At 51.4% G+C, this 19,433-nt stretch carries 23 protein-coding genes; 20 read left to right on the top strand and 3 right to left on the bottom strand.

Annotated features, from left to right (window positions below):
• Nucleotides 1-176 precede the first annotated feature (176 nt).
• The 18 genes from DSD31_RS12295 to DSD31_RS12380 all read left to right on the top strand — a co-directional run bounded on the left by DSD31_RS12295 (nt 177) and on the right by DSD31_RS12380 (nt 14,810).
• Nucleotides 177-410 carry a Flp family type IVb pilin gene (locus DSD31_RS12295; protein ID WP_004862315.1) on the top strand — a complete coding sequence of 78 codons (234 nt, stop codon included), beginning with the start codon at nt 177-179 and terminating at the stop codon, nt 408-410.
• Between the two features lie 105 nt (nt 411-515).
• Nucleotides 516-1,388: a CpaB family protein gene (locus DSD31_RS12300; RefSeq protein ID WP_032717495.1), complete on the top strand. Its 873-nt coding sequence runs from the start codon at nt 516-518 to the stop codon at nt 1,386-1,388.
• Nucleotides 1,389-1,453: 65 nt separating this feature from the next.
• The gene (locus DSD31_RS12305) at nt 1,454-2,866 is read left to right on the top strand and encodes a type II and III secretion system protein family protein (RefSeq protein ID WP_004862311.1); all 1,413 of its coding nucleotides are present in this window, start codon (nt 1,454-1,456) and stop codon (nt 2,864-2,866) included.
• Nucleotides 2,867-2,902: 36 nt separating this feature from the next.
• The gene (locus DSD31_RS12310; protein WP_004862307.1) at nt 2,903-4,042 is read left to right on the top strand and encodes a hypothetical protein; all 1,140 of its coding nucleotides are present in this window, start codon (nt 2,903-2,905) and stop codon (nt 4,040-4,042) included.
• Between the two features lie 57 nt (nt 4,043-4,099).
• The gene (locus DSD31_RS12315) at nt 4,100-5,389 is read left to right on the top strand and encodes a CpaF family protein (RefSeq protein WP_004862305.1); all 1,290 of its coding nucleotides are present in this window, start codon (nt 4,100-4,102) and stop codon (nt 5,387-5,389) included.
• Complete coding sequence (locus DSD31_RS12320; RefSeq protein ID WP_004862304.1) at nt 5,386-6,291, top strand: type II secretion system F family protein; 906 nt, start codon at nt 5,386-5,388, stop codon at nt 6,289-6,291. Before DSD31_RS12315 ends, DSD31_RS12320 begins: the two co-directional genes overlap by 4 nt.
• A gap of 7 nt (nt 6,292-6,298) precedes the next feature.
• The gene (locus DSD31_RS12325) at nt 6,299-7,144 is read left to right on the top strand and encodes a type II secretion system F family protein (RefSeq protein WP_048757086.1); all 846 of its coding nucleotides are present in this window, start codon (nt 6,299-6,301) and stop codon (nt 7,142-7,144) included.
• Nucleotides 7,132-8,436, top strand: a complete 1,305-nt coding sequence (locus tag DSD31_RS12330) for a tetratricopeptide repeat protein (RefSeq protein WP_155407395.1) — start codon at nt 7,132-7,134, stop codon at nt 8,434-8,436. Before DSD31_RS12325 ends, DSD31_RS12330 begins: the two co-directional genes overlap by 13 nt.
• Before the next feature lie 35 nt (nt 8,437-8,471).
• On the top strand, nt 8,472-8,933 hold the full coding sequence (locus DSD31_RS12335) for a hypothetical protein (protein WP_032717493.1): 462 nt from the start codon (nt 8,472-8,474) through the stop codon (nt 8,931-8,933).
• Nucleotides 8,934-8,964: 31 nt separating this feature from the next.
• Nucleotides 8,965-9,330, top strand: coding sequence for a hypothetical protein (locus DSD31_RS12340; RefSeq protein ID WP_004862293.1), 366 nt, complete (start codon nt 8,965-8,967; stop codon nt 9,328-9,330).
• Nucleotides 9,331-9,374: 44 nt separating this feature from the next.
• Complete coding sequence (locus DSD31_RS12345; RefSeq protein ID WP_227538648.1) at nt 9,375-9,938, top strand: GTP-binding protein; 564 nt, start codon at nt 9,375-9,377, stop codon at nt 9,936-9,938.
• The gene (locus DSD31_RS12350; RefSeq protein WP_004862289.1) at nt 9,935-10,408 is read left to right on the top strand and encodes a roadblock/LC7 domain-containing protein; all 474 of its coding nucleotides are present in this window, start codon (nt 9,935-9,937) and stop codon (nt 10,406-10,408) included. Before DSD31_RS12345 ends, DSD31_RS12350 begins: the two co-directional genes overlap by 4 nt.
• Complete coding sequence (locus DSD31_RS12355) at nt 10,401-10,796, top strand: hypothetical protein (RefSeq protein WP_004862288.1); 396 nt, start codon at nt 10,401-10,403, stop codon at nt 10,794-10,796. Before DSD31_RS12350 ends, DSD31_RS12355 begins: the two co-directional genes overlap by 8 nt.
• 55 nt (nt 10,797-10,851) lie before the next feature.
• Nucleotides 10,852-11,277 carry an A24 family peptidase gene (locus DSD31_RS12360; RefSeq protein ID WP_071988520.1) on the top strand — a complete coding sequence of 142 codons (426 nt, stop codon included), beginning with the start codon at nt 10,852-10,854 and terminating at the stop codon, nt 11,275-11,277.
• A 14-nt stretch (nt 11,278-11,291) separates the two neighbouring features.
• A complete protein-coding gene (locus tag DSD31_RS12365; protein WP_032724239.1) occupies nt 11,292-11,792 on the top strand; it encodes a TadE/TadG family type IV pilus assembly protein in 501 nt (166 codons plus the stop codon).
• Nucleotides 11,770-12,375: a tight adherence pilus pseudopilin TadF gene (gene tadF / locus DSD31_RS12370; RefSeq protein WP_125041299.1), complete on the top strand. Its 606-nt coding sequence runs from the start codon at nt 11,770-11,772 to the stop codon at nt 12,373-12,375. The genes DSD31_RS12365 and tadF overlap by 23 nt, the downstream gene beginning before the upstream one ends.
• A 29-nt stretch (nt 12,376-12,404) precedes the next feature.
• A complete protein-coding gene (locus DSD31_RS12375; RefSeq protein ID WP_162786318.1) occupies nt 12,405-14,150 on the top strand; it encodes a TadE/TadG family type IV pilus assembly protein in 1,746 nt (581 codons plus the stop codon).
• 24 nt (nt 14,151-14,174) lie between these two features.
• Nucleotides 14,175-14,810: a lytic transglycosylase domain-containing protein gene (locus tag DSD31_RS12380; protein WP_004862278.1), complete on the top strand. Its 636-nt coding sequence runs from the start codon at nt 14,175-14,177 to the stop codon at nt 14,808-14,810.
• Nucleotides 14,811-14,882: 72 nt separating this feature from the next.
• On the opposite strand, the gene DSD31_RS12385 is transcribed toward DSD31_RS12380, so the two are convergent.
• Both DSD31_RS12385 and ydeE read right to left on the bottom strand, forming a co-directional pair.
• Entirely contained in the window at nt 14,883-15,353 is a 471-nt protein-coding gene (locus DSD31_RS12385) for a helix-turn-helix domain-containing protein (protein WP_032717592.1), read from the bottom strand.
• Nucleotides 15,354-15,470: 117 nt separating this feature from the next.
• Nucleotides 15,471-16,667 (bottom strand): efflux MFS transporter YdeE, encoded by a 1,197-nt coding sequence (ydeE, locus tag DSD31_RS12390; protein WP_015584269.1) that lies wholly within the window; start codon nt 16,665-16,667, stop codon nt 15,471-15,473.
• Nucleotides 16,668-16,860: 193 nt separating this feature from the next.
• Between ydeE and eamA the strand changes: the two genes are divergently transcribed.
• Entirely contained in the window at nt 16,861-17,760 is a 900-nt protein-coding gene (eamA, locus tag DSD31_RS12395) for an O-acetylserine/cysteine exporter (protein ID WP_015584270.1), read from the top strand.
• A gap of 126 nt (nt 17,761-17,886) precedes the next feature.
• On the top strand, nt 17,887-18,780 hold the full coding sequence (locus tag DSD31_RS12400; RefSeq protein ID WP_100663651.1) for a LysR family transcriptional regulator: 894 nt from the start codon (nt 17,887-17,889) through the stop codon (nt 18,778-18,780).
• Here the strand turns inward: DSD31_RS12400 and DSD31_RS12405 are convergent.
• Complete coding sequence (locus DSD31_RS12405; protein WP_015584272.1) at nt 18,775-19,377, bottom strand: LysE family translocator; 603 nt, start codon at nt 19,375-19,377, stop codon at nt 18,775-18,777. The two genes, DSD31_RS12400 and DSD31_RS12405, sit on opposite strands and share 6 nt — an antisense overlap.
• Nucleotides 19,378-19,433 lie beyond the last annotated feature (56 nt).

Raw genomic sequence — 19,433 nt, forward strand, 5'->3', positions numbered from 1 at the left:
ACTATTAATTGGATTGAAATCGATCGATTATAAATATTAGCTGGCTGCAGAATTATCAGGCTATTCTTCTACTGCCCGGAAAATATCAATACTGAAAAGATAGATTCTTTTTATGAATATATTTTGGGTGACATATAAATTTAAATATTGAATGATGGTTAATAAGGAAACTGGTAATGCTAAACCGTGTTTATGATAAATATCTGGCTGCCTATACCTGTGTTGCTGGATGCATTTATGATTTTAAAAACAATGAAAAAGGCGTCACCGCCGTTGAGTATGCGATTGTCATCGCTGGCGTGGCCGCTGTTGTCGCCGTTATCTTTGGTTCGGGCGGAACCGTGCAGACGATGTTGTCCGATATCTTTACTAGTGTCAAAGATAAGGTCGATGCCTCTATGACGCCATAAGCCTTTGTAAGTTCATTAGTGGTTTTAATACGGGCATAGCAGGACGCAATGCCCGTATTGATGAATTTCAGATACATGGATACTGTCAACGCAAAGTGGAAAACAATGAATATGAAAAGAGGCGGTCTGCTTGTTTATGTGGTGATGATCGTTGTCGGTATTCTGGGGCTGTTTTTCTATTTTAATCAATCCCGCACGGCTGCTCCTTTGCAGGCCAGTCAGCCAGAAAAAAAACCGCAGCAGACGATAAGCGTGGTGGTAGCCACCCGTGATTTAGACGCCAGAACGATACTACGGGCCGGGGACTTTCAGATTAAAACCGTTACGGTTGATGTCGGCAGTACCGATACGCAGTTTAATCTCGTCGGTAAAAACCTGGATAACTGGGCGTTAAAAAGCGCGGTGCCGGCGAATTCATGGATTTTGCCGGGTTTAATGGTGGCGCCGGGCAGCGATGAATACCTGACCCTGTTTTTACGACCGGGAAATATTCTCTATACCTTTGAGCTAAACAAGTCAGACAACTATTTATTAAATAACATCAAAGCCGGGCAGGGCGTGGATATTTATCTCTCCTATCGTCGGATATATCCCAAACATGAAGATACGCTGGAAGTCGGGGCCGAACAGTCCCGCGAGAAAAATCAGCTTTATAACCGCCTGAAACCGCTGATGGGCAATAAGCGGGTGCTGGCGATTCGCCCGGCAAAAACGGTTGTCAATAACGGCGTCAACGTGGTGGAAAAGGGCAGCCAGCTAGTGGTGGAGCTGCAGGACCACGAGGTCAAGATGCTGAAGGGGCTGGGCGGCGAGCTGGCGAATATTCTTCTGTTTCCGGCCACCACCACTCCGGAGGGGAAATCGACCATTGCGCTGCCCTCGCCAGAGGCGGCATGGCCGGTCAGCGACGACGTGATTTTTAATCTACCTCCCGTTCCAGCAAAGCTCACCTCAGAAATTAACGAGCTTCGAGGCTAAATCGCCGCCTGACGTCGGGTGGCTTATAACACCATGGAACCCCGGATACAGGGATATTTTAAAAAATGACTCAACGTTTGTTCTGCATTAAAAGGCTGTTTGTGCTGCTGATTTTTTGCGTGTTTTCTCTGGGGGCCAGGGCGGAGGTCGTCAATCTCAAACCCGGGCAATCGAAAACGCTGCGCTTCGCTAGCGCCGTTAATACGGTGTTTGTGTCAGACCCGGCCGTTGCCGATTACAAAATCGTCAACGATAAAAATATCGTGCTGTATGCCCGCAAGCTGGGCAGTACTGAGCTGGTGGTCTATGGTTCGCAGGCGAAGATCCTGATGAATCTCAGCGTGGATGTCGACCCTTTTCTGAGCGACATTCGCCAGCGCGTGGCGCGTGAATACCCCGGCAGTACGGTGGAGGTGAAACGCTTCCAGAATGCCGACAAAGCCACGTGGATCCTGAGTGGCACGGTGCCTGATGAAGAGACCCGCGACGGGGTTTATCAGCTGGTTGGCAGCCTGGTGGGTTCCGGCGATGGCGGCGGAAAAAGTAACGGCAGCAACGCCAGCAGTGAAAACACCCGTTTTGCGATTGCCAAAGTCTACAACAATGTCATTAACCGCTTACAACTCCCGTCCTCAAACCAGGTCAACGTTAAACTGACCGTGGTGGAGGTAAGCAAAGAGTTTACCGATAACCTGGGTATCGAGTGGAGCAGCCTGACGCTGGATAGCATTATCAACGGCGGCGGAAATGGCGGCATGACCACCAACAGTCCTGGGGTCTTTAATCTGCTGGGGTTTCGCCGCGGGTTTGATGTCGGAAATATCAGCACCCTGATCAACGCGGTAAAAAATGACTCAATTGCCCGGGTGCTGGCTCAGCCTAATCTCACCGTACTTTCCGGAGAGTCAGCCAGCTTTCTGGTGGGCGGAGAAATTCCGATTATGGTGAAGGATCAGGACTCGGTCACCGTGCAGTATAAAGAGTACGGCATTCGCCTGAATATCACCGCTAAGGTGGAAAAACGCCAGAAGATACGTTTATTTGTCTCCAATGAATTAAGCAGCGTCACCGGTTCGTATGCCTATAACGACTACCAGATCCCAACCATGCGTACCCGCCGTTCCAGCTCAACCATCGAGCTGGCGGATGGCGACAGCTTTGTTATCGGCGGCTTATTAAGCGAAGCGGACAAGGAGTCGCTCACCAAAGTACCGTTTATTGGCGATATTCCGGTGCTGGGGGCATTAGCCCGTAGCTCGATGACCGAAAGAAGCAAAAGCGAACTGGTGGTGTTTGCCACGGTGAATCTGGTGAAACCGCAGTCAGAAGCGGCGGCCCGCAATATGTCGCTTCCATCCTTTCGCCGCAGCTCGGTTGAGAAGCTGTTCTTCAACGTCGGCGTTGACCAGAAAATGCGCGAAGAGCGTTTAAATAGTGATGCCGGACGCTTTCTGGAACAGGGCGGCTTTGCCCGCTAACGACATCGCATCATTGACATATTTCTGGAGTGAAAGATGAAGTTGTTTTCGGATTCTAAAAAGAAAAGCGAGCCGGAAGTCGCGCACAAGGCGAAAAAGGGAGGGCCGCAGTCGATAATCATTATCTCCCCTGATAAAGAGATGCTTTCTGATATTAGCAGTTTGTTATTAATTAATAACTTTAATAACGTTATTGGTCATCCTCTTGATTTTTTTGCCTTGCTGGATGACAGCATCTTGCGCGGCGCTGCGACGGTGATTATTGATATCGGCAGCTGCAATGATGTTACGTTGATCTGTGAAACGGCCACACTGCTGATTCCTGCCAGCGCGCGTCAGGTCTTTCTCGGCCGCAATGACTCGATCGCTTTCGCCCAGGCACTGATGAGCGCCGGCGTTTGCTATCTGCATATTCAGTCCCAGCTGGCACAGCTGGCCGGGCAGCTCCAGCAACCGGACAGCGCCCAGGCGACGCGCAGTATGATGAAAATCAGCCTTCTGGGCTGCAAAGGTGGTGCGGGTACCACGACCGTGGCCTGGCAGCTGTTTCAGGCTATCGGTATGCAGACCTCTATCCCCTCGCTGCTGGTGCAGGGCGCCAGCGGTAGCCGGGATCTTGATTTATTGACCTTCTGTGGTCTACCCAGAGACGGGGCGATTACGTCTCTGGGGCCTCAGCAGTCCGCGCGCATAGAACCCCTGGATGCGGCCTGGACCTATGACGATAGCCACTTCAATGCGTTCAATCTGGTGATGTTCGATCACGGCGTCTATGCCCAACCCTACGAGCATCTTGAGACAGTCTTTACGCAATCCAGCACCTTGATTCTTGTGATTAACCGCGATCTGAGCGCTCTGAGGGTGGCTAAGTATTTACTGGATGAGAAGCAGCGCGTTGACCTGTCGCGCGGTGGTAAAGAACTGCGGGTCTTCATCTGCCTCAATGAGAATCACCCTGCGCACGGCGATGAGCTGCGCAATGATGATATTGAGGAGTATCTCGGTTACCCGCTGGCGGTGATTAATCCGTGGAACGTTAAGAAAAACCAACCGTTGTCGGTGACTCCGCTGTGGCGTTTTACCGCACAGAGCCTGTTGGGTAAATCTGAACAAGAGGCAGCAAAGAGGAGACTATTTCCATCGTTTTTCTCATTACGTCCCGACCGTAAGTCGTAGCGGATAAGCGGACTTCGTCACGCGGTGGGAACATAACTTTTAAGGATGATGAAAGCAATGGATACGGAGAGCTTTGAATCCCTGCTCTATTTTCGCGAGCTTGTGCTTAAGAGCGTTGATTTAGAACGGGTTGATGCATTGCGTCACGACCGCGATGCGCTGTTTCGTGAAATCAGTGAGGTGATCACGCGGCAGGTGAATAGTAGCGGTAGATATTTATCCTCCCGCGCCGGTCACGATCTCTGCGAGCTGGTTACCGATGAGATAACTGGCTACGGCCCGTTACGAGAATTAATGGAAGACGACACTATCAGCGATATTTTGGTGAACGGACCGGATCGCATTTTTGTCGAGCGGTTCGGCAAACTTGAACAGGTCGATAAACGCTTCCTCAACGACATTCAGCTCACCGATATCGCCAGACGGCTGGTTTCGCGAGTAGGGCGCCGGGTCGATGATTCCCAGCCGCTGGTAGACGCGAGGATGCCGGACGGCAGCCGTCTGAACGTGGTGATTTCACCGGTGGCTCTGGATGGTGCGTCGATCTCCATTCGTAAGTTTGGTAAGGGCAAGAAATCGCTGGCCGACCTGGTGGAGTACGGCAGCATGAATGAAATGATGGCCAATTTTCTGGTCATCGCCAGCCGCTGTCGGATCAATATTATTGTCTCCGGGGGGACGGGGTCCGGGAAAACTACGCTGCTTAATGCGATGTCGCAATACATCAATGAAGATGAGCGGGTACTTACCCTGGAAGATGCTGCCGAACTGCGGCTACAGCAACCGCACGTGGTTCGCCTGGAAACGCGAATGGCCGGATCGGAAAACCAGGGGGTGGTGAATATGCGCCATCTGGTGGTCAACGCGCTGCGTATGCGTCCAGACAGGATCATCGTCGGCGAGTGTCGTGGTGAGGAGGCTTTTGAGATGCTGCAGGCCATGAACACCGGCCATGATGGTTCTATGTCGACTCTGCATGCCAACTCACCGCGCGACGCGCTGGCGCGGCTGGAGAGCATGATCATGATGTCCAGCGCTTCGTTGCCGTTGGCGGCCATACGCCGAAATATCGCCTCGGCGGTAAACATTATTGTTCAGGTGTCGCGCCTGCCGGACGGCTCGCGCAAGGTGATCAACATTGCCGAGGTGATGGGTATGGAAGGAGACAACATTATCCTACAGGACATCTTCAGCTTCGGCGCAGAAGCGGATCGCAATGAGTACGGGAAAATTCAGGGGACGTTTACCTGTTTTGGGCTGCTTCAGCGTTCGGCTGTGTACCGTCAGGCGCTGGTGCACGGCCTGCTTGAACCTTTAAAACAACTGTTTGGGAACCGGATGCCATGATGATGATCATTTTTAGCTTTCTGCTGCTGGCAGGCTGTATTCAGCTGGGGCTGTGGTATCGCCAGCAGAAGCGCATGCAGCGTTTACAGCAGGCGGAAGCCGCCCGTAACCGGGTGGAACTGACGAGGCGACTGCTGCGTAATCCGTTGGGCGGGTGGTTATCACGCTTGATGGATGATATGCGTCTACATTTACTGGGCAAGCAGCGCAGTACCGCCTTACGCCACGGGCTGATCCTGCTGCTGGTACAGGCCGTAAGCCTCTACGTTAACCGCAATTACCTGAACCTGAGCCCGATCATTATCCATCCCGTATTATTTGTGCTGACTCTGTACGGCCTCTATCTCAGCAGCAAGAAAAAGATGCGTCTGGAATTTGATGCTCAGTTCGCGGAAGCGTTGAATATCATTAATAGCTCCATCCGCGCCGGTAACTCTGTTATTCAGGGGATTGAGCAGTGCGGGCAAAAGATTGATGGTGTGCTGGGCGAGGAATTCAGACAGATATCGCAGCGCCTGGAAATTGGTGAAGATGCGGAAAGCGTATTTATGGCCTCGTGGCGACGTCTGCCGTTTAGCGAATACTACTTTTTCATTATTACCGTACAGCTCAATATGAAAGGTGGGGGTCAGGTCAAAGAGGTGATGTCGCGTCTGGGGACGCTGATCTCCAACGCCCGGGTGCTGGAGAAGAAAAAATACGCCATGACTTCGGAAGTCCGCATGTCGATTAAGATTTTGACAGCTATCCCCATTTTTTTCTTCTTCTTTCTGAAGTTTCAGTCGCCGGCTAATTTCGACATTTTACTGCACCATCCAACGGGCCAGATGATGCTCTATTACGCTATTTGCAGCATTCTGCTGGGGCTGCTGATTGTCTGGATGATGATGAATAAAGTATAGGTGGCTTATGTTTTATATTATTGCGCTAGCTCTGCTGGTATTAGGCACTGGGGGGCTAGCCCGGATCTGGTTATTGAGGCAGCGTCGGCAGCGTATTTATCATCTGCTGGAGCAGAGTAGCAACCAGTACGCTTTTATCCCACAGGACAATACGACGCCGTTTGAGCGGATAATGAGGAAAACCAGTCGCCTGGTCTCGTGGACCGCGATGTTGGATAAAAATATTGTCGCTAAAACGTTAGTCGTATTCATCGCGACGCTACTGCTGGTATTAGTGAATGCTGCCGGGATTTATACATTTTCTCATGAAACGTTATTTCTTTGCGTAATAGCCTGTGTGGTGGTGGTGATTCTGCTACCAAATCTGGTAAAAGAAATGGTCATTAAAAAACATATGAAAAGGATTTCTGACGACCTGCCATTCGTTATCGATATGCTGGCAGTTTGCGTGCAATCCGGGATGACCATTGAAAAAGCTTTGCGTTATATCGCCGACAATACCTATGCCATTAATCCCAATATCGCCACGCTGTTCGACAGGGCGATGCTCAAAACAGAGGTCAACGGTATTAATGCTGCGCTGGAACAACTCTATGAAGAAGTTCCAGGCACGGAAGTCAGGATGCTATGTTCGACCTTACAGCAGAGTATTAAATATGGCTCATCGATATATCAGGTGTTGATCGATCTTTCTAAAGAGATGCGCGAACTGCAGCTGCTGAATACCGAAGAGAAGGTGGCCAGTCTTTCAGCAAAAATGACGTTGCCGATGATCGCCTTCATTATGTTTCCGCTGTTGGTTATCGTTGCAGGGCCGGGTTTTATAGGGATGGTGTCGGTGTGGGAAAAATAATCTCTCTTACGTCGCTTCTGGCGCTCTTCGTTTTGTGTGGGTGCCAGAGCCAAACTGGCAGCGGCAGTGAACTCGATGATAGTCAGCGTGAATATATTCTCAGTAAGGTCAATAACTATAACGGCTTGATCAAGCTCTACCGTGAAAAGCTCAGCCGTAAAGAGGATAAGGATACCCGCTACCAGCTGGCGGAATACTATTATCTGGCGGAGGATTTTGACTCTTCCCGCCAGTATCTACAGCCGCTCATCGCCAACAATCCCGATGAACGGGCATTATTACTGGCAAGTAAAAACTTGATGGAGTTCGGGGATTATAGAGAAGCGCAGGCGGCGATTTCCGGTGTGCTCAGACAGAACCCCAAAAGTGGTGAGGCCTGGAATATACAGGGGATCCTGCTGGCGCAAGATGGCGATTTTCCCGGGGCGACACGCGCGTTTAATAGCGCGAGGCAGCGCTTTGTCGATGACGATATCGTAATTAATAACCTGGCGATGCTGGCCATTATGCAAAACGATTACGCCACCGCCAGAGACTATCTTTTTTCTCTCTATGGCCGGGGGCATGCGAGCCAGAAAGTGCTGCATAACCTCGTCTACGTGCTGGTGAAGCTCCAGGACTTTAACGCTGCGGAAAGCATCCTGCAGCAGGAAAAGATGGCCGACCGTAGCGACGGGTTGATGGAAGCGCTGGCGAAAGTGAATCCGCGCCCGCGCGCGCCGTCTGCAACATTATCGGCTGCGGCTCCGGTATCGATAGCGGAAAGCGCAGCGCCCGCGGTGAAATCGGGGGAGCAGGCTGGCGGCGGGCCCCTGCTGGTCAGAACGGCGGCCGCTGGACGTACCCCGGTTGCCACTCAGGATGAGCTCGCCCGGTTCCTGGATAATCAGCAGACGGCGAAGCCGGCAGGGCTACCGGAAAAAGCTTCTCTGTCATTAACCAGTAGTCTGAAAGATATCTCTGCGGTTCGCTCCGGGCGCCATCCCGGTTATTTCCGCATGATACTGGAATCGCGGCATGCGATTAATTTCCGTGAACTACCTGGTACGGATAAAAATAAGCGTATTTTTGAATTACAGAATGTCAAACTAGGGAATGCATTGCTGCGAGCGGCTGAGGATATTACCAGGGAACACCCTGATATCAATAAATTGACGTTTTATCAGCATCAGGCGGATGCTGTTTTAATTGAGTTTGAATTTACCCGTTCACTGGCAAAAGCGAAAGTGTTTCGCCTTGCTTCGGATAAGGCGCCAGGAGAGAGACTGGTGTTTGATATTTATTATGGCTGAACCGCCGGGTCTATTTTTATACGGAAATAAATATTATGAAAATTTATGAATACAACGATCTGCTGGTGCAGGTGCCGGCGGGAGTTACGCATCTGATGATCGGCGCGGATGGCGTATTACGCGGCTATCGCAGCAGGCCGGATATGTCATTGTCCCGCCCCTGGGAAACGACGGAAAGTATTATTCCTGCTGTGCTGAACTGGGAAAAATCACATGCTGAGATTGCCGCGCTGCGGGAATATTCGCCGATTGTTATTCACGAGTTTGCGTTGCCAGGAACCGAACGTTTCCGCGTCGGCGATAAATACACGCTACATGCGACTATTAATGAAGAACTCTGTTTGACCTCAGAGGTTCATGCAGTTGTCAGCTGCTATACACCGGGCATGAAGCCATGGTGCCAGATATTAAAACTGAAGGTCGAAGGGCTTTCTATCGACAATATCTTACTGGCAAATGTAAAAGAAGTTCTTCATGACTTAAAGGTCACTGATTAATTATAACAAAATGAAATCACAGGAGAAAATAATGGCTGAAATGGAAAAATTACTGGATGGACTGGTAAACCTTGATGGCGCCCTGGGGGCGGCGTTGGTCGATGCGCGTAATGGCATGCTGTTACACGGTGTGGGCTCCGCCGGTCTGGATATCGAAATTGCCGCCGCGGCCATTACTGACGTGCTGCGCGCCAATATCAAGATGCTGAAATTAATGGCGACCGGGGATGAAGTAGAAGACATCCTGATTACGCAGGGCAAACAGTACCACATACTCCGACCGGTGAGGGCTGTGGATGGGGTATTCGTGTATACCATTCTCGATCGCCGCAATGGAAATCTGGCGCTGGCCAGACGCAAAGTGACGGACGTCGAAGAGGCCATCGTCATTTTATAAGTAACCTCGCCCGCGTAACGCGGGCGGAGGACATAAGGTTCGGGATGATGAAAGACTATAAGGTGATCCTGGTAGGACGCAGCGGCTCGGGTAAGACCACGGCTATCCGTAGCGTCAGTGAAATCAACGTCGTGTCAACGGACGTGCTGGCATCGGACCGCGTCGACTCAGAGAAAGAAACCACCACCGTCGGTTTTGACTATGGCGAGTTGACTATTCCTGGCGGGCAAAACCGGATGCGGCTTTACGGCACTCCGGGGCAGGAGCGCTTCACGTTTATGCGCGATATCCTGGAACGCGGCAGCGTCGGTATTCTACTGCTGGCTGATAATCACCGTCCAGACCCGTTGGCAGAGACTCGTAGCTGGTTGCGGGCGCTGAAAACCGGCCCGTTGGCGGGAAATGCAATCGTGCTGCTGGGTATCGTTAAGTGTGATTTGTCCCCCTTACCTGATCTTGAACAATACCAGCGCTTGCTGCGGGAGGAGGGGCTAACTCTTCCCGTCGCGACGCTGGATGCACGCAGCCCGGAAAGGGTCTTATTTCTGCTGAAGGTGCTGTTTTGCCAGCTTGAGCGTGCCAGAAATGAAGAGGTTTATTCCCGATGACAAGCATACTTCCGTTTGCGATTGAAGATGCCGGTACCCTGTCTACTGAACTCAGCCAGCAGATTCAGCAACTGCTGCTGGAGTTTGCCCAGAATTATCCTGTGATGGGGGAGCTGCTGGTGGCGACCGCCGATGGTTATGAGGTTGCGGCCGTTCTCAAAGAAGAGGACCCTGGGCGTTTACATAAAATCGCGGCGATGACCAGCTCTCTGCTGGGGATTGGCGCTGCGATGCTAAATGAAATCGCGGCCGGAGAGCAGAAAGCCATCACCGTCGAGGGCGAGAGGGACAATATCCTGCTCTGGCAGGTCGCTACGCAGCGTTTTTCGTTATGTCTGACCGTCGTGGCTTCCGCACAGGAGCCCCTCGGGCAACTGTTCTGGCTGCTGCGCCAGTTGGCGGCGGCCATTGCTGAGATCTGCCATGCGCAGCCGGATCTGCCGCCGCTACAGGAATATTATTATGAATGATCCGTTAACGATGTCCTTTGCCGTCAGATTATGCTCGGCAGACATGAGCTGTGGTTTTATTTCCGTATCGCCGGTCCTGGATAACAGATCGGAGTTAATTCAGCAGCGTCTGAAGTGGTATCACCAATGGCTACATTCGCTGTGTAGTCATTTGCAGAAAGAGATACCGATCCCGGAAGATATTTTCTCGCTTCTGCTGCTGCAGGCCGTTGAATTAACGGCCGCCGATATGCTTAGCGATGCCATTGCGCTGGCGCCGGTGCTTTACGATCGCGACAGCAGAATCATCGAGAGTGTGACCAGCTATTATTCCTGGCTCCAGGCATATACGATGCCAGCCCCTGAAAATAATGAACTGACGCAACCAGAGAATCTCTCACCTGAATAAAAACGGTTCTTTTTAATATCGAATTTTTATGATGCATGGAGAATAAGGGATTATTGTGAGTATCGCATGGCTATTGACTGCCGGTATTAGTGGAGTTCTTATCTATATTTGCTATGTGGATATACGCTGGCGGCGGATACCTAACCGCGCCACGCTGCTGATACTGCTGCTCTCCTGTCTCGCAGGATTTACGCATATGCCTTATCCGGCGTTCATTCTCCCCGGCATACTGCTGGCGCTGGGATTTATCGCCGCGATGGCGAAGTTGATGGGCGCCGGGGATATTAAGCTGGTGTGTGCGCTGGCGGTGGCGTTGTCAGTACCGGAGACCGGCAATTTTTTGCTGCTGACGGCCATCGCGGGTATTCCCGTCGCCATTGTCAGCCTGCTCTATTTTTATTTCTTCGCCCGCGAGGAACGCGCGACGGTGCCATATGCGCTGGCCATCAGCTGCGGGTACTGGCTACAGCTGTGGGTATAACCATTGGTGAATGTATGTTTAAAAAGGTAAAAAACGGTCTGCGTCATTATTTAAGCGCTGAACATGGCGTTGCTGCTATGGAATTTTCCATGGTGTTTATTCCTTTTATTATTTCGATACTTTTTATTGCCGAGATGTGCCGGGTGGTCTTTATTTCCTCGGCGCTCGATCTGATTATCGCCGAGTCGGGGCATATAGCGGCGATCACCAGAGCGCCAGACAATTATCAGCAATATTTCAACGCCGAAATCAATAAACGCATGGCCGACTGGCCGCTCATCTCCCGTGAAATACATGTCGAACTTTCGGTTAGCTGGTGTGACAGTATTTCCGCGGTGATTAACCACACTTGCACCACTATGGATGCGCGTAATAAACCGTTGGCATTTTATAAAGTGACCACTGATTATCAGCCACTATTTTTTTTCTTTCCATCGCAAAGCGTCATCCGTGAACTGAGTCGCAGGATTTTACTGGTACAGGAATTTCAGCGTGAGGCAGAAAATGATGAATAACCCGATGGGCGAGATAAAACGCTCTCTATGCGATGAACGAGGGTCAGTCACGATTGAGGCCGGCCTGTACTTCGTTGTCTTTTTTGTGCTGTGCGCGCTGCTGGTGGATTTCAGCGCCGTTTTTCTGAATAAAAGCTACCTCGCGCGAGTAACTTATTCGTTGGCCAGCGTGGTGCGAGAAAGATCCGTCTTCTATGGCGAAAAAGAGGAGCTAAGCCAGCAGGACGTCAGCGATCTCTACGAACTGGCCGGTGTTTTACTGGAGGAGAGTCGGCTGGCAGGCAGCCGCTATCAGCTGGTGGTGGAGGCCGCCTTTTTTCAGTCCAGCGGCAGCAAAGCGCAAAGACACCTGCTTAATACCCAGTCCATCGCCCGGGGTTCCGGGGACTGCCATAGCCGACCTGGCATAACCAGTTCGCAAATTGCGGATCTGTCGCCGTGGGATACGAAAGGGCGCTGGCTACCGGTTTATCAGGTGACGATGTGCTTGCCGGGTGGCGAGAGCTTGTTTAAACGCACCCTGAATAGCGTCGGAATAGAGATCGGCGATATTGCCATCAGCAATGCGGTGATCCCGCGTTAATACCGTTCCTTATGGGCGAGGTGAAAATTATGCGAAGCCGATTTTTGCGGTTTATCGTTCGTCTTTTGCGTCAGGAATATGGCGCGATAACCGTCATGTTTGCCATTATGTTTCCGCTGTTAATGATGTTCTATTCGGTGGCATATGATGGCGCTAATCTACAAAGCAGTCGCGCCAGGCTGGCAGATGGCCTCAATCAGGGCGTGCTGGCGGTGGCGATGATCGATAACCGCAATACCACTGCCGCGGATGAGGCGGAGAATATTACGCTGTTACATCACTACCTTTCCTACTATGTGCCGGATGCGAGGATCGCGAAAAGCGATCTGGCCGTTTCGGTCGATGTGAACTACAGCACAACGAAAACAGGTAAACTTGACTCCGTGGACTATACCGCCAGCGGAAAGGCCAGCATGCGGCCGCTCATTGGCGCGCAGCAAGAGGTCGGTTTTGACTCTGCAGTAGATATTCGCGCCGACAGCGGCGCGGGAGTGGTCAGACGTACAATCGAAGAGATAAAATACCCGACGGACTATGCTCTTGTGCTGGATTTTTCAGGTTCGATGCTAAATTCGTCATCAGAGCCAGGCCTGACCAGGATCGAGTTGTTACGTAAAGTCGTCACGGAGTTTATTGGCGAGGTTTTAAATGATGATTCTGTGACTAATACCGTAGGAATTATTCCATTTACTGCAGGTGTATCAGTTATTCTTCCCGGAGAAAATGTTGCTGGAGGAAATAATTTTGGTTGTTCATATGTTGGTAAGTTCCAGAAAAAATATGCGAAGGTAGATCTGGACTTTTGGTATAATAAAATACGCTTTAATACCTCTTTAGCAACTCCGACAGAAATAACTCAGTCCTATCAGTACGATCAGTTATTATATAACTGGTATAATAATGTTGTACGTCCAGCAACAGGATACAGCATCAATGATATGATTAATAAAGGCTGGTGTGTGAAAAATGCGCAATTTGGTTCTGCGGTTGGTAAAGCACAATATAGCTGCGATGCCGATCCTCGGGCTAGCCTGTTTAAGAATTACCCGGAGTTTCAGGAAGGCCGTGTGGCAGCACATGAACTTATGTACTACGCTTACTCTCAGCGCACGATATTTAATACAGTAACGATGGATTTCCCCGGCTTAGTTACGGGTGATTATATGTTTACCGATGCCTCCATTACCACTTTCAAATACATGGTTAATAATATTAATGATAGACCATTTTTATATGACTGCTATTCGACCTTTGGTGCTATTAACGCTACCACTGCAAGCAATATGCTGAGGAGTAAGACGGCTAAACCAGCCTCTTATCTTATTGAGTTAACTCATGACCGTCAAATAATCGATAAATTCAGAGAGATGAATGTCACTGATGGCACAACCTATGTCACTTCAGGATTACTGCGCGCGCTTCCCGTTATCGCCAAAGGAAATAACCCAAGAAAAGCAATAATTATCATATCAGATGGTATTGATATTGATGGCGGCGCTTTGAGCAAAAAATTATTTGATCAGTATAGTTTGTGTAGCCGCATCAGAGAGGGGTTACTGCGCTATCCTGAGGGAACGCCTACGCAACTGGCGGATATTTTCTTTATTTTTACGGTCAATAGTTCAGAAACGACCAACGCTCTCGACCTCTGGCGCAATTACCGCGCAGGAGACAACGTGTTCCTTGCCACCAACTACCAGGACATTATTAACGTCCTGACGGGGATTGCTAAAAAATCCTCGGTGAAATTTATCAATAAAAATGAGCCGGAATAACCACCCGCGCGACAGGAGGTCAGAGTGTTGGATTTGGCTGTTTTGGCTAATCAGTGCGCGCCAGAGGTCGCTCCCCAGGTGCTGGAACGTTTAATGAAAGTGGAGTCGTCGTTTAATCCATACGCCATTGGCGTGGTAGGCGGACGGCTGGCGCGTCAGCCACGCCACAAGGAAGAGGCTATCGCCACCGCGCAATATCTGGAACAGGCGGGCTGGAATTTTTCGCTGGGGCTAGGCCAGGTGAACCGGCACAACCTCGACAAATACGGACTGGATTATGAGACCGTCTTCGATCCTTGTCATAACGCCCGCGCTGCTGCAGGTATTTTTAATGAATGCTTGCGGCGCGCTTCGGTCAAGTTTTCACCGCAACAGGCGGAGCTGGCGGCTTTTTCCTGCTACTACAGCGGCAACTTCCGCCGTGGGTTTCTCCCTGAAGGTCAGGCGCAGACCAGCTACGTAGATCGGATCATGGCAGTAAAACCGACGCTGACAGTCGGCAATATTGCTCCCATTGCGGTAATTCCGGATGGTAAATCTCGCCCATCGGCAAAAGCCTCCGTCGCAAAAGAAAACCGGCAAACGCCACCCGGAGCGAAGCTATCCCAGATCGCTGGCGCGTCATCACCCAGAGGCGTGAAATCTCTGCGAGGTGACTAGCCGGGGCCCGCCTGCAATCTGTAGACCCGCTCAGCGTCCAGGCAAGCGGGGAATGGTTGCAAGGTAAAATAGCTATTTGCGCAGCAGTCGCTGCAGCCGCGTCTGACGCCAGCTGCGGATCCATCCGCCGAAAACAAACAATCGCATGCCTCTCACCAGCAGCAACGCCCCCCAGATCCCGGCGACCCAGGCAGACCAGTTGTTCTCCGGGTTGGTAAACCGGTTAAGTAAAGCCAGCAACACGCATACCACCACGGCGGTCGACAGTGAGCGGAAAAAGCGGCTTTCCTGATGCACGCGCGCTTTTGCCTCTTCGATGCGTAAATCGAGAGACTCTTCGTGCCCCGCCGGGGAGTCACCGGTGATATCGGCAACGTTAACTTCAAAGACGGCGGCAAGGGCGCTCAGCGTTTCCAGCCCTGGGCGGTCGCCGTTTTCAATGCGCTGAATTGTCCGCACGCTGAGGCCGGCAAGTTCTGCCAGCTGCTCCTGGGACCAGGCGCGCTGTAGACGTAATTGTTTAACCTGATTAGTGCTGTTCATCATGGCTATCTCCGGGTGAAAACCTGAGATGGAGTGTGGCGCCGGGCTCTGTCGGGCACCACGATCCGCAGCCGACAGTTGCACGACATTAACCCGACAGCCGCATGACGCCTGGGGTTACGCGCTGACGGCCGAACAGCCATTCTGCCACGGGCGAATTTTCATTCCGCGGAAGATCATCAGCCAGGCAACGATAATAGCGAGCATCAGCACCACAAACAGCGACCAGTGCGGCATATGGGTCAGGATAGATCCGGTAATCATCGGGTTGAAGGCGGCGCCCAGCCAGCCCAGCGACTGGGCGGAAAAGTAGCTTGCCTTCATGCCGGCGGGGGCGATGTTATCAATCAGCATATACTCACCGGGCGCGTAAATGACCTCGCCAAGCGTAAACACGGCGGCAGAGAGCCCCCATAGCAGCAGGCTGCTGTCGGAAACAATAAATCCCCCCAGACCGAGGACGAAACAGAACGTACCAAAGGTCATGAGCGGACGAATATTCCTGGCGCTCAGGCGACGGCCGACGGCGTACTGCAGCGCAACCACCACGGCGGCGTTGACCGGGAGTACCACCGCCACCACCTTTTCGGCAAAATCGCTATCGGCGACCACCAGCACATACTGCGAAATACAGGAGGCGAATGAACCGCCGACGAACGAGGCCAGCAGGCCGGAAAGCGTAAACCACATCAGCGCGCGGTCGCGCAGCAACACGGAAGGCGACCATTGGGTGGCATTATCCTGGGCAATGGTCGCCGAGGAGCGCTGAACGAAGAGCTGAATACCAACCAGCGGCAATGCGGCGCAGGCCGCCGCCAGCCAAAATGGCAGGTTGATACTGTGCATCACCAGCAGCGTGCCGATGGGTGGGCCGACGGTCCAGCCGATGTTGAGAAAGGTATAGTTGAGGGAGAAGATCCGCGCTTTCTTTTCCGGCGACAGAACATCGGCAAACCACGCCTTCAGCACGGTGGAGAAGACGGAGTAGGCGCAGTTGATCAGAGCAAAGAAAAACACCACCAGGCTTACGCTATTGACCAGCGGAATCGCGATAAAGCCGCAGATAAAGGCCAGCACGGCGATAAGCATATAGCGCTTTTTATCAAACTTATCGGCCAGAATGCCAAACCCCATGCTAAAGACGACGCCGACGGTGAGGGCGATGGAGAGCGCATAGCCAATTTTATCCACCTCAAGCTGGTACTGGCGGGTGAGGAAAATGGTCATAAAGGGCAGCGTTGCACCACGGCCGATAGTCAGCAGCAGCGAGGACGCCAGCAGCGCGATGGTGGAGCGCCTGATGGTCGGTATCATGTTGTTTGCCTGATGAAATGTTTTTTTTATGTGGTACCGCTCAGAAATACCATGCTCTCAGGACCTTGTATAGCGCAACCCGGTGTCATCATGTGCTTTGGTACCCTGCTAAAAATAATGATCTATCCGGCGGGCGCTTTTTTGGGTACTTTGATTTTGTTCACAAAAATTCATATAACAACAGAGGCAGGGTATGACACGTAAAGACGGGCTGCTGGCGCTGCTGGTGGTAGTGGTGTGGGGGCTGAATTTTGTGGTGATTAAGGTCGGACTCCACAATATGCCGCCGCTGATGCTGGCGGGACTGCGTTTCTTACTGGTGGCCTTTCCGGCGCTGTTGTTTGTTGCCCGTCCCAAAATCCCGCTGCGCCTGCTGCTCGGCTATGGCCTGACCATCAGCTTTGGTCAGTTCGCCTTTTTATTCTGCGCAATTAATCTTGGGATGCCCGCTGGCCTGGCCTCTTTGGTGCTGCAGGCGCAGGCGTTCTTCACCATTATTCTTGGCGCTTTTGCCTTCGGTGAACGCCTGCAGGGAAAACAGCTGGCCGGGATTGCGCTGGCTATTTTTGGCATCCTGGTGCTGGTGGAAGCCAGCCTCGGCGGCCAGCATGTTCCGGTCGTCGGATTTATGCTGACTCTGGCGGCGGCGTTGAGCTGGGCGTGCGGTAATATCTTTAATAAGAAGATCATGTCCCGCGCCGAGAAACCGCAGATTATGTCCCTGGTGGTGTGGAGCGCGCTGATTCCGGTGCTGCCGTTTATGCTGGCGTCATGGGCGATCGATGGCCCGCAGACGATGGTGGCGAGCCTGATTCATATTGATATGCTGACCGTGCTCTCGCTGCTTTATCTGGCGTTTATTGCCACGATTGTGGGCTACGGCATCTGGGGCTCGCTGCTTGGGCGCTATGAAACCTGGCGCGTGGCGCCGCTGTCGTTGCTGGTGCCGGTAGTGGGGATGGCCAGCGCCGCGCTGTTGCTCGGCGAAACGCTGAACGGCTTGCAGCTGCTGGGGGCCGTTTTGATTATGGCCGGGCTGTATATCAACGTTTTCGGCCTGCGGACCTGGCGGACGGGCGTGGTCCCAAGATAAGTAAAGGCCATATATCTGGACAGGGATGTTTTTTGCATGACGGCGCCAGGGTTGCTTGTCGCTGGTCTTTGACCATGATGTGGTTAGGCTCAGGGGCAAAGCGAATGAGTGACCAAAGGAATATAAATGATTGATGACATCCGCTACCTGATCGTTTTTGCAAAAATTGTAGAGGCGGGATCCATCTCAGGTGGCGCAGAAGCTTTAGGGCTGACGACCGCAACGGCGAGCACGCATCTGGCAAAACTGGAAAAAAATCTGGGTAGTGCTCTGCTATATAGAAATACCCGGAAACTCTCTCTGACTCACGATGGCATCAGTTTGCTGGAGACGGCCAAATCTATGCTGGAGCTGTATGAGAAGGGGGTTATTGAATTTAAGCAGCGGTCTATATCAACGGCTAACAAGCTGCATATTTCTGTTCCTGCCGTTTTTATCAATAGCGCATTTACTCGTCATCTTGCGGTTTTTATAAAGGAATATCCGGATGTTTTCCTCAATATTTCTTATAGCGACACGCGGAAAGATATTATCGGAGAGAGTATTGATGTTGCTTTTCGGATTGGGGAGCTCCCGGACAGCTCACTCAAAGCCCGGCATCTTTTTGTGCTGCCCCGGCAGCTCGTCGCATCAAAGGCGTTGTTAAGCCAATATAAGCCCATCAACCACCCTGATGATCTTGAACCACTGCCCTGGATTGGACTGACCATGAGGCAGAACCAGCGGGCGTTCAGGCATAAAAATGGCGAGGTGGCGTTAGTAAAGTATACGCCAACGGTTGTCGTTGATAATGTTGAAGCGGCCTATGCTCTTGCAAAGCAACACATTGGACTGGCCGCTCCCCCTCGCTATCTGAGTGAGAATGATGTTAAGCGCGCAGAAATGCAGGAAGTACTCCCGGACTGGTCATTAGAACCTCTAAAGGTATACGCCATATGGCCGGCGAATATATCGACCAGCAGTATTGCCTACAAATTGATTAATAATATTTATAATTCGTTTGAGTCGCATAAATTATGAATGATTCAGGAATGGCAGACAGAGCATGTAGCCAGCCGTAACGATCAGCGAACTGCCCATCAATAAGTTAAACGTACGGATACGTTGTCTGCTCCTGAGCAGCATTGACACTTTGTCACCAAGGACTGCCCATGAAGCCAGTGAGAGATAACAGACTAAAAAATAAATCATGATAAAGACGGATACCGTTGTCCTGGTTGCCGGGTCGGAAAACAACGCCGCTCCTGATGCGCAGGCAGTCCAGGCTTTCGGGTTGAACCATTGCATTAAAAAACCCTGAATGAAACCTGGGGTTTCTGCTTTTTGTAATGACAAATCAGGGTGAGACGACGCTATTTTATAACCCAGGTACATGATAAATACTGCGCCAGCAACGTTGAGATATTTGAAAAATAACGGGTGCTGTTCAATCGCAGCGTAGAATCCGAAACAAACGAATATAAGCAAGGCAGTAAATCCTGTTGTCGCACCAGAGACAAACGGGAAGGTTTTTCTAAATCCATGCGCCGCCGCTGACGATATAATGATCATATTTACCGGGCCTGGTGAAAATGACATGGTGAGGGAAAATATAAACATCGTAACAATTAAAATCATTATTTCTCCGCGAATGTTAAATGTTTAATCAGCATGGGAGTATTATCCAATAGCGT

This window comes from Klebsiella sp. X13 (assembly GCF_003323835.1).
Lineage (GTDB): Bacteria > Pseudomonadota > Gammaproteobacteria > Enterobacterales > Enterobacteriaceae > Klebsiella > Klebsiella ornithinolytica.